The sequence below is a fragment of the Nocardiopsis sp. TSRI0078 genome (genome assembly GCF_001905145.1).
In the GTDB taxonomy this organism is placed as follows: Bacteria; Actinomycetota; Actinomycetes; order Streptosporangiales; family Streptosporangiaceae; genus Nocardiopsis.
In genome coordinates this window covers 387306-397358 of record NZ_LWLB01000023.1, presented here as the reverse complement: position 1 = coordinate 397358, position 10053 = coordinate 387306, and the positions used below count along the sequence as shown (strand labels likewise).

The window sequence follows — 10053 nt, the reverse complement described above, 5'->3', positions numbered from 1 at the left end:
GGTCCGGGTACCGCGTCGATGGATGAGACCTTATTGTTAACCCGGTTCACACGCAAGGGGCATAGGGTTGGGCTCGCAGCGCCGCCAGAGCCTGTGTACACCAGGACGGCGGTGCTGACCTCTGGGTTTACGGAACTCGGAGGTATTGCCCCCAAGACAGGGCTTTGGTCCCGAAAGAGACGCGGGTTTTCACACCTGCGAGCTTGGACTCTCCGTTGAAGAAGAGGCGACGAGAAAGGCAAGCGCTTGCGCGGACACGGCACCCCCGATGCGGTCGGCTCCCGGCGGGCCACCCTGCATCCCGAGGTCAGCGCTGAACAGGCCCGGCGTCTGCGCCAGGCGTTCGAGCAACGACAGGACCAAGGCGCTGTTGGGCAGGGGAGTCCTGTGACTCCGGAGAAGCCCCTTGATGGGGGAGGCCCGGGGATGTTCTTCTTTGTCGTGGCCGGAGCCGTGCTGATCTTTCTCCTGGGGGACCACCTCAGGCTGATGCTTCTGGTCGTTGTATGCGTGATCGCGGGGTTCGTCTGGCAGTACGCTCGCCAACGCTTGGCCAAGCAGAAGAGAGACCGCTCCCGTGCCCGGCGGGACCCCGCCCACGTCATCGCCGAGTTTCGGGGACGGTACGTGACCGCCGACATGCTGGATCGGGTCTCGAACGCGCTGCTCGGCCGTACGCAGCGGGCGGTGGACATCGTGCTTGGTTCGTCGCTGCACCGACAGGGGTTGCTGTTGGACGAGGTTCGCAACCGGGTGGTCCTGGCCGATGTCGAATGGTCCTTGGCCCAGAGCCTGCTTCAGCAGGCCGGTATCCGACACAGGATCGACAGCACCCCTACTCCGGGAGAACGGAGCCGGCAGGCCGCCGAACGTGCCCGCGCCGTCCTGGCGGAGGACGTCGCCGAAATCGAGGCGCGTATCCAGACACTGGAGGCCTATGCCGACAAGGTGCGAGCCGCCGAACTGGAAGAACAGGACCAGCGTGCGGCTGCCGAGTTCGAGGCGATCGCCAACCGGACTGCCGAGGCGCAGGCTGCTCATCCTCAGCAGAATGAGGCGCTCAGCTCCCTGGTGCAGGCACAGAACCTCGCCCTCCAGGTCGAAGCCTTCTCTCCCAGGGTCGAGGCCGAGGACGGGACTTAGTCTTATCGGTGACCTTGCCCGTAGTGGTGCTGTCGGCCGCCAACTGAGCCACCAAGGGCAAGGTCACCGGTGAGGGGACAGGGGTAGGGCTCAGGCGCTCTTGGCGGTGCCGATGAAGGCCTGCCACTCGCTGGAGCTGAAGAAGAGCGCGCCCAGTTCGCGGTGTTTGGTGTCCCGGACCCCGGTGACCGGCCCCTCTGCGACCTCCACACACTCTCCTCGGTCGTTGGTGTAGCTCGTCTTGTGCCACGGTCTGATGGGGACACACGCGACCTCCACGCAGTTATTGTCCCCTCCGCTATAGCTGGACTTGAACCACTGGATCACCGGAGCTCCCTTGCCAACGAGTCGATGAAGTCCATCGTGTCAGACGGTGACAGAGCGGACTGACGCAGGCTTTCGAACGCGTCTCTGTAGCGGCCGACGCTCTCGGCGCTCTCCAGATACAGGTCGCCCATCATGCCCTCGATGTAGACCACATCGGGGTACAGCTCTGCCGGGAACGAGAAGATCGTGAAGGCACCCTCCATGGCCGCATGTGTACCAGCCTGGAAGGGAAGCAAGCGCAGGGTTGCCGCCTTGGTTCCCGCGACCTCATGCAGGGTGCTGAGCTGTTCCGCCATCACTTCTTTGCCGCCTACGTTTCTCCTGATCACGGCTTCGTTGAGGATGAAATCCAGGCGAAGGGGCTTCTCCCGTTCGAGGATCTTCTTGCGGGCCATACGGGCGGAGACTCGGCGCTCAACGCTTTGGGTGTCGTAACCAGGGCGCAGCGCCTGGATAACGGCGCGTGCGTACGACTCGGTTTGGAACAGACCCGGAACCAGCTCTGAGGAGTAATACCGGATGAGGTGAGCCTCATCCTCCAGGGCGACGAATGAGCCTGTGAAGACGTCCTGATAGGTGGTCCACCATCCGCGCTTCTTGGAATCCTTCGCCAGTTGGATCAGGGCTTCCCGCTGAGGGCTGGCGACTCCGTAGAGATCGAGCAGCCCTTGGATATCCAGCCAGTTCACGCGAGGGCTGCGTGCGTTCTCCAAGCGGAAGAGCTTGGAGACGTGCCAGTCCATGCTGGCGGCGACCTGCTCTTGAGTCATCTTTGCTGCGGCGCGGAGCTCCCGCAGGTCCTGCGCGAGTCGATACTGCCGCACGGTGGGGATCGGATCAGCCATCGCATCCTTCGTTCATCAACGTCGTGGCTTTACTCTGCCATGCCCTTGAACTGCGCTTTTGTGTTCAAAACGGATCTTCTGGCGTGTTCTACATGCCTTTAAGTTGCAGGCTTGTAAGTTGATGCCTGCTGGGTTTTACTGTAGTCGGCCTCACACACTCCGTGGCTCAGAAGGAGAGGTCGGAGTCTGCCCAGTCTCCGGCGGGGCACTGTTCACCGCTGAGACGGTCGCCGATCTCGTTGGCGACTGACATGAAAACGGGCTCTGGGGGCGATTGCCGCGCCCCCAGAGCCCAAGCCGACAACCAACCCACCACTGTGAGAAGCAAGGAGCTTGCCGACATGACCATTGTGCCGCGTCCCCGCGCGTCGTTCCACACGCCCACTCCACCCTTCGCCGGGCGCCGCTGGGCTTCCCGCGTCTACCCCGGTGACCTGGCCCAAGCCGCGTGGGTGCGTGAGGACCTGCGCGCCGACCTGTTCCGCCTGGAGGGCCTGTGCCCGGACCTGGCCGACACGATCGTGCTGTGCGCCAGCGAGATGTTCGCGAACGGCGTCGACCACTCCCGTTCCGGTGAGGCGGACGGTCGGGTCATCCGCAACCTGTCCATGCCCACCGCCACCACCCTGCACCTGGGCATCGTCGACGACGGCGTCCGGGAGTCCGCCCCCACCCTTCCGGAGATCCCGTACCAGCGCACGGCGGTCGAGTGGGAGGAGGCCGAACGAGGCCGGGGCCTGCTGCTCATCGACCACCTGGCCACCCGCTGGGGCACCCGGGCGGTGGTGGACTTCCCGTTCTGCGGAGGGCTCGGCACGGTCGTGTGGGCCGAGTTCATCCTCAACCCCACCACCCCCACCAACACCGCCCTCACCGGAGCCGACCGATGACCGCCGAGCCGGTCTCCTCAGGGGTGCGCGCGGTGCTGGACGCACCCCGGGGACGGCGCTTCTCCAAGCCCAGCTACCCACCCCCGCTCACCCGGGAGCAGCGCCTGCTCGCCCAGATGGAAGGCAACCCCCGGGTGGCCTACCGGCAGGCCCACGGAGTCCTGCCCGAGTGGATGCACGTCCACGCCGCCCGACTGGACGAACGCGCCTCCCGGACCACCGAGGGTCCGGAGCGCCCGCGCAAGCCCATCACACAGCCGGCACGCCCGCCCGAACCCGTGGTTCCACGTCCGCGCCCGGCCCCTGACGACGGCCCGTTCCCGCCCCGGCGGGAACGCCCGCCGCTGCCGCGCCGCCGCCCGAAGCGTCCACACGGTCGCCGCCGCAAGCCCAGCCGCCTGGGTCACCTCAGCCATCTCGGCGGTACCGCCCGCACCGGCCCGGCACGCCTGCTGGCCGCCTACACCCTCGCGAGCAGCTTCGGCGCTCTGGCCCACCACCTGGGTACGGTCCTGCTGTAGCGATCCACATCGACCCGCCCGCACCGCGACGGCCGCGCCGGACCCGGCATCGGGCCCGGCGCGGCCCTCAGGGCACCAGCACCCGTTTTCTGAGACCGCGATAACGTCACTACATGGACAGGAGCGAGGACGGCCCGGGCCGCTGGATAGTGCACGGCGAACGCACCCTGTACGACAACCCGTGGGTACGGCTGGGCAAGGCCGACATCACCACACCCTCAGGCAACAGGTTCGAGCACCACACCGTGGCCCTGCCCTCGGCCGCGGTGATCGCGATCCTGGATCAAGCCGAGGAGCACGTCCTGATGAGCTACCGGCACCGGTTCGTACCCGACGTATGGGGTTGGGAACTGCCCGGCGGGCTCCTGGACCCCGAGGAGACGCCAGAGCGGACCGCTGTCCGCGAGGCTTTGGAGGAGACCGGCCACCAGGTCGGGTCGGTGGAGCACGTGGCCACGTTCGAACCGATGATTGGCACGGTCCGTAGCCCTCACCACGTCTTCGTCGGACGTGACGCCGAACTGGTCGCGGACCCAACCGAGTTCGACGAGGGCGTCTACGAGTGGGTGCCCCTGGCCAAGGTCCGCAGTCTGGTCGCTGAGGGGCGGGTGCAGAGCTCGGGCACTCTCATCGCCCTACTCCACATCCTGGCCTCGTGACGGAGTCCGAGACCCCAGAAGCCGTTTCAGACGAGCACGTTGACGGACCGAACCGGAACGCTTGGACAGCTCGGCGGCGCGCTGTGCCTGTCTACGTGCTTGAGGGAGGTCTCCGTAGGCGGAGTAGGCCACGGCCAGGTCGGTGCGCAGACCGGCCTCGGCACGCCCCAGACCCAGAGAGGCGATGTCCTCCAAAGCGCGGGTGAGGTCTTCTATCGCCTCGGGCGCGCCGAGGCGCGCCAGGCAGTGGCCTCGCCAACGCAGCAGGTGGGTCTGGTCCAGCATGAGGAACGGCAGGGTGGGATCATCCGGTTGCTGAGGAAGAAGGGCGAAGGCCTGGTCCAAGGCCTTCTGAGACTTCACCTCCTGTCCCAGGGAGGCGCGCACCTCTCCTTCGGCGGCCCACATCCACGAGCGCAGCAGCGCGGGCAGCGACCCACCTCCGTCGCCGTGTGCGGCTCTGAGCACGGTGAGCGCTTCTCGTGCTCGGCCGCTGTCCAACAGTACGTAGATCTGTTCGGCGCTCACGTGGGCCAGGACCACGGGGTCCCCGCTCTCGCGAGCCGCGGCCTTGGCGATCTCGTAGTAACGCCAGGAGGTTGTCATGCGCCCCGCGTCGAGAGCCTGCCATCCGGTCAGGGACGCCGCCTCGGCCAAGGCCCGGGCGAGGCCGCGCCGCACGGTTCCCGGGATCGAATGGTGTAGTAACTCCTCTATCTGCTGGACATGGGCCTGACTCTGCGCCAGGAGATAGTGGGCGCCCAGTTTGCGATCGATCAAGCGCAGATTCTGTGTCTGCTCCTCGAACAGGCCGATGAGCGCCTGATCGACGGAGGCGACCTCCAAGCGTTCTCGTACCTGGTCATCAAGGAACGATGTGCCTAACGGGCCGGTAGACGCGCTGCTGTCGCCACCAACACCGGGCCCCTCCACGCTCACGGACGGCTGTCGTGGCGCCAAACCAAACAGGACGCGTGAGGGGTTGGGCATTCCGAGTCCGTCGGCGATCCGCTCGATCAACCGCAGTGAACTGACCGTGCGCCGCCCGCTCAGGATCTCGCTCACCCGCCCCTGGGCGACGCCGGTCGCCGACGCGATCCGCGTCTGACTCACACCGTGGGCTTGGGCCAGACGCAGCAGACCGGCGATGTCGCGTTCACACAGGACCCTCCGTGTCTCCTCCCTTTCCCAGGCCCATGCCGGGATGGTGATCCTCTCCCAGGAACGACCAGGCATGGATTCCTTCCACCTTTCGGCAGCCGACGCGGACACGGCCTCGATTATCCCCGCGTGGGATATCCGTCAGGAATGGGAGAGGCGGTACCCGAAACGGGATCGTCGCCTGTGACGCACCCTCCCGCTCCACCGCGAGCGCCGTCACAGGAGACTGCCCATGAACGTCCCCCTGACTCCCAAGACCCTGCCGACGCACATCGACACCGACACCACCCTGCGAGTGAAGATCCTCGACGCCTGCGGCATGACCTGCACCTTCTGCCACAACGAGGGCACCCCCGTCGTGGTCGACAACCGCAACCGCGGACCCGGCCCCTTCACCACCTCCGGGACCTCCGGGCGGATGTCGATCTACGCCGCCACCAACGGCGCCACATTCCTACCCGCCACCATTTCGCCCGACGAAGGTTTCGCCCATGCCCTGAACCGACTGCGTGACCACATGGGCTTCACCGAACTCCACCTCACTGGAGGCGAACCCACCCTCCACCCACGCCTGCCCGACCTGGTCCGCCTCGCCACCGCCCAGGGCTACCGGGTGTGCATGACCTCCAACGGCGAGAACGGGGCCCGACAGATCCCCGCCTGCGCCGAGGCCGGGCTCGACCGCGTCAACTTCTCCGTCTTCGGCACCACACCCGAAGAACTCGCCCAAGTCCAGCACGCCCGCTTCCGCGACCCCGCCAAGGCCGCCACCAAGATCAAGGCCCTACACGCCTCCATCCAGGCCTGCGTCGACCACGGAGTCCGAGCCAGCGCCAACATCGTCGTCCTCGACCACGCCCACATCGACCGCGTCCACCGCCTCCTGGACACCTACGCCCCCGAACTGTCCGTGCGCCTGCTCAACTCCCTCGACCACGGCCAGGTATCCATCGACGCCATCCACGAACTTCTGGCCCAGCGCGGCGCCGTCGCCGAAGCCCACCACCTCACCGCCGGAGCTTCCGGGGCGCGCACCGCCTACCGCATCGACGACGGGCGCCGCCGTATCCACGTCAAGTGGATCCGCCCAGTACGCCTGCCCACCACCTGCCAGGGATGCCGGTTCAACAACGACACCGACTGCCAGGAGGGCTTCTACGGCATGCGCCTGTACCGCGACCGCCACGGGCGTTACCTGGTGGGCGTGTGCCTGCAACGCATGGACCTGTGCCAGCCCATCGAGGACTTCCTCAACACCCCCGTCAAGGACGAGATCCTCCGCTTCCGCCGAACCGACCGTGGCAGGCTGGAAGCCGCCCACCACGCCCCTACGACCACGGCACACAGCACGGAAGGGAACCCGACACCATGAGCGCGATCGAGTACGAGGCCAAGGTCCTGGACATCGACGTCGCCCAGATGGCCCAGCGCATCCTCGACAAGGGCGGCACGGACCTGGGCGAGGTGCTCCAGCGCCGCTACGTCTACGACATCGAACCCGGCGACGCCTCCCGCTGGGTACGTCTGCGTGACACCGGCGACCAGGTGACGCTCACGGTCAAGGAGATCGACTCCGACATCATCGGAGGCACCCGAGAGACCGAGACTGCGGTCGGCGACTTCGAGACCACCAACGCCCTGCTGGGCAAGCTCGGCTACACACCCAAGGCCTACCAGGAGAACCGCCGCCACAGCTTCACCCTGGACGGCGCCCAGTTGGAGATCGACACCTGGCCGCGTATCCCCGCCTACCTGGAGATCGAGGCCGACAGCCGCGCCGAGGTGGTGCGCGTCGCGGCCCTGCTCGGCTACGCCGAGGCGGACCTGACGGGCGAGAACACCACCAAGGTCTACGCGCGTTACGGCATCGACCTGTCCACCATCACTGACCTGCGATTCGAGGAGAACTGACACCAGAGCGCCGTGTGCCCGCCGAACAGCGGGCACAGGGCACCTCTCAGCTGTGAGAGACCAACGACCGGAGAGGAGCGGCGCGGGTGGCTCGTACCGAGTACTACAGCGATCCGGACGCACCCGTTCCCAGCAGTTTGGTGGTCGCGGCCAGCGCGGCCGTCATCGACGACGGGGGTCGCCTGCTGTTGTAACGGCGGGTGGACAACGGGCTGTGGGCGATGCCGGGCGGGGCGATGGAGATGAGCGAGAGCCTGCCCGAGGCGGCCGTGCGGGAGGTGCGGGAGGAGACCGGCTACGAGGTGGAGGTGACGGGGCTGGTGGGCACCTACACCGATGCCCGGCACGTCATCGCCTACGGCGATGGGGAGGTGCGCCGCCAGTTCAACGTGTGCTTCCGCGCCCGGGTCCTCGGGGGAGGGCTCGCGGTCAGCGACGAGTCGCACGAGGTGGGCTGGTTCGGTGCCGAGGAGGTGGCGGGGCTTCGGATGCACCACACCCAGCGGCTGCGCGTGGAGCACGCGTTTGCTGGAGACGCACCCCACACGGGTTGACACGCTGCCGCACCGCCGCCCCCGGTGTCCGCACAGCCACCGCAGGTCCCGACACCTGGGCGGCTACACCCTCGCCGCTGCCGCCGGGGCCTTCGCCCACCACCTCACCGCGGGCCTGCTCTGAGGACCACCGCACCCGCACAACCCACCGGAAGGCCGCGCCGGGACACCCGTCCCGGCGCGGCCACCACCATGGCGTCGCCCCTCAGCAGTGCGCCACTCCGATGAGGGTGCCCACATGGCCCTCCTCCGGGGCGGGTTCCACCCACACGCGGGCGTGGTCGAATCCCGCACGCAGCAGCAGGGCCTCCCACTGCGCGGGTTCATACGCCCACCGGTGCACCCACACCTGAGGCCCCCGGAAGCCGTTTGCGTACATGCCCTGGACCCCGTAGGCGCCGGTGACGGCGGGGGCGTGGGCGAACACCAGCCGTCCGCCTGGTGCCAGGTGCTCTTGCGCCAGAGGCAGGAGCGTTTCGGGGTCGGTGAACCACACCGCACCCCACACCGAGTACATGGCGTCCCAGCGCTGTTCGGTGCCACGGAGATACTCCACCACGTCGCCCTGGACGAACCGCGCACCGGACACGTCCCCCCACCACGTGTGGGCTGCCCGGACGTGTTCACCGGACAGGTCCACGCCGGTGGCCTCCACTCCTGTGGCTGCCAGCGCCGCCACCGCGTCCCCTCGTCCGCACCCCAGTTCCAGCGCGCTCTCGGGCTCACCGAGCAGTTCCGCTCCGGGCCCGTGGTCGTCGTACTGACACCACCGCAGAGCCTCCTTGAGAGCATCTTCACGGGAGGGCTCGGGGAGTTGGCCGGCGTAGCGATCCCAGTAGGTGGTCAGGTCGGTGACGGTCATGGTGTGGCCCTCGTGAAGTGTGGTCAGGACCCGTCACACGGTAGCCACCAGCATGGATGCGGTGCAGGGGTTCATGGGAAAACCCCGACACCGCGATGGGTGCCGGGGCTGTTCGGCCGGGGTCAGTGGCAGTTACTGCCGTGGTAGCAGGGGGTGCACTCGGCCGCGTCGCGGTCCCACAGGGGCCAGTCGATCCGGAAGCCGTTGCTTTCGATGACGTGCGCGGTCCTGGTCACGGAACCGTCGTACTTGAACTCGATCTCGGGCACGTGCTCCAAGTAGCGGCCGAGGTGCCGCTCGCAGAAGCGCCGGTAGTTCACCGTGTCCAGGATGAACCCGTGCACGGCGATGTCCACCAGGGGCCCACAGCCGAGACCGAGCCGCTGCCCGTGCTTCTCCATGGCGGTGACCAGGTAGGCCACGGCCTGGTCGAAGCAGCGCTCCGCCATCACCGGGTCCCAGGGGGGTCACGCGTGAGCAGAGCGATCTGGCGGTCCCACACCTGCGGGGACACGAACTGTCGGGGATCACGAGTTCCAGTTGAGGTGGAGGTTTCCACGGTCGCGGTCATCGTTTCTTCCTTTCCCCTGCGGCGGGTGGCTCCCGCCTTCGGGACGCACTCTCCAGAAGACGATTCAGGCATGGAGAGAATCAATGCGCCCCTCCTGAGTCGACATTGACCGCGGAGGCAATGTTGGGCACTTCCCACCCCGGGTGCGTTCTCTTGTCCCCGACCCCCTTGGGAGACGGACGTGAAGGTCACCTGTCCGTCCGCCCTCTGTCGCGTCTACCCCGGTGACCCCGCCCAGGCCTCGTGGGTGCGCGAGGACCCGCGCGCCGGCCTGTTCTGCCTGGAGGGCCTGTGCCCCGACCTGGTCGGGACGGTGTGCTGTGCTCCGGCGAGAGGCGGGGCGCGCGGAGTCCCGCGGGCCCATACGCGGATTCACCGCGCCAGTGCTCTCACCAGGTGCTTCGGCGCGCCACCGGCTCGCGGACTCCGACTGTTGCGGAATGTTTCTGGAAATTACGGCTTGACTTCCGGAGTGTTATCGCTCACATTCAACGGCAAGGGCAACGGTGCCCCTGGCTTTCCGGGCGGGTCTGCCGTGTCGGAGCTCGGTTCGGACATGGGCCGGTTCGCTCGGAAGAATGTTAGCGCTAACATCCCCGAGTGCGGGCC

The 10053-nt window shown here is 67.3% G+C and carries 11 protein-coding genes and 1 pseudogene; 7 read left to right on the top strand and 5 right to left on the bottom strand.

Going from position 1 to position 10053, the window contains the following annotated elements; all coding sequences use genetic code 11:
• Positions 1–426 precede the first annotated feature (426 nt).
• Positions 427–1143, top strand: coding sequence for a hypothetical protein (locus A6A08_RS16075; RefSeq protein WP_073703398.1), 717 nt, complete (start codon positions 427–429; stop codon positions 1141–1143).
• Between the two features lie 90 nt (positions 1144–1233).
• Here the strand turns inward: A6A08_RS16075 and A6A08_RS16070 are convergent, their stop codons facing one another.
• Together A6A08_RS16070 and A6A08_RS16065 are read right to left on the bottom strand one after the other, a co-directional pair.
• Positions 1234–1470 carry a DUF397 domain-containing protein gene (locus A6A08_RS16070; RefSeq protein ID WP_073703397.1) on the bottom strand — a complete coding sequence of 79 codons (237 nt, stop codon included), beginning with the start codon at positions 1468–1470 and terminating at the stop codon, positions 1234–1236.
• The gene (locus tag A6A08_RS16065) at positions 1467–2315 is read right to left on the bottom strand and encodes a helix-turn-helix transcriptional regulator (protein ID WP_073703396.1); all 849 of its coding nucleotides are present in this window, start codon (positions 2313–2315) and stop codon (positions 1467–1469) included. Before A6A08_RS16065 ends, A6A08_RS16070 begins: the two co-directional genes overlap by 4 nt.
• 341 nt (positions 2316–2656) lie before the next feature.
• Here A6A08_RS16065 and A6A08_RS16060 point away from each other — a divergent pair, with 341 nt between their 5' ends.
• The 3 genes from A6A08_RS16060 to A6A08_RS16050 all read left to right on the top strand — a co-directional run bounded on the left by A6A08_RS16060 (position 2657) and on the right by A6A08_RS16050 (position 4385).
• Positions 2657–3205: an ATP-binding protein gene (locus A6A08_RS16060; protein WP_073703395.1), complete on the top strand. Its 549-nt coding sequence runs from the start codon at positions 2657–2659 to the stop codon at positions 3203–3205.
• On the top strand, positions 3202–3726 hold the full coding sequence (locus A6A08_RS16055; RefSeq protein WP_073703394.1) for a hypothetical protein: 525 nt from the start codon (positions 3202–3204) through the stop codon (positions 3724–3726). Before A6A08_RS16060 ends, A6A08_RS16055 begins: the two co-directional genes overlap by 4 nt.
• A 113-nt stretch (positions 3727–3839) precedes the next feature.
• The gene (locus A6A08_RS16050; RefSeq protein WP_073703393.1) at positions 3840–4385 is read left to right on the top strand and encodes an NUDIX hydrolase; all 546 of its coding nucleotides are present in this window, start codon (positions 3840–3842) and stop codon (positions 4383–4385) included.
• On the opposite strand, the gene A6A08_RS16045 is transcribed toward A6A08_RS16050, so the two are convergent.
• Complete coding sequence (locus tag A6A08_RS16045) at positions 4362–5621, bottom strand: helix-turn-helix transcriptional regulator (RefSeq protein ID WP_073703392.1); 1260 nt, start codon at positions 5619–5621, stop codon at positions 4362–4364. The two genes, A6A08_RS16050 and A6A08_RS16045, sit on opposite strands and share 24 nt — an antisense overlap.
• A gap of 157 nt (positions 5622–5778) precedes the next feature.
• Here A6A08_RS16045 and A6A08_RS16040 point away from each other — a divergent pair, with 157 nt between their 5' ends.
• The 3 genes and pseudogenes from A6A08_RS16040 (at position 5779) to A6A08_RS16030 (ending at position 8011) form a co-directional block, all read left to right on the top strand.
• A complete protein-coding gene (locus tag A6A08_RS16040; protein ID WP_073703391.1) occupies positions 5779–6918 on the top strand; it encodes a radical SAM protein in 1140 nt (379 codons plus the stop codon).
• The gene (locus tag A6A08_RS16035) at positions 6915–7457 is read left to right on the top strand and encodes a class IV adenylate cyclase (protein WP_073703390.1); all 543 of its coding nucleotides are present in this window, start codon (positions 6915–6917) and stop codon (positions 7455–7457) included. The genes A6A08_RS16040 and A6A08_RS16035 overlap by 4 nt, the downstream gene beginning before the upstream one ends.
• A gap of 86 nt (positions 7458–7543) precedes the next feature.
• Positions 7544–8011, top strand: a pseudogene (locus tag A6A08_RS16030) (NUDIX hydrolase).
• A gap of 205 nt (positions 8012–8216) precedes the next feature.
• On the opposite strand, the gene A6A08_RS16025 reads toward A6A08_RS16030, so the two are convergent.
• Together A6A08_RS16025 and A6A08_RS16020 are read right to left on the bottom strand one after the other, a co-directional pair.
• Positions 8217–8873, bottom strand: a complete 657-nt coding sequence (locus A6A08_RS16025) for a bifunctional 2-polyprenyl-6-hydroxyphenol methylase/3-demethylubiquinol 3-O-methyltransferase UbiG (RefSeq protein ID WP_073703389.1) — start codon at positions 8871–8873, stop codon at positions 8217–8219.
• Between the two features lie 122 nt (positions 8874–8995).
• On the bottom strand, positions 8996–9322 hold the full coding sequence (locus A6A08_RS16020) for a hypothetical protein (protein ID WP_242422660.1): 327 nt from the start codon (positions 9320–9322) through the stop codon (positions 8996–8998).
• Between the last annotated feature and the right edge of the window lie 731 nt (positions 9323–10053).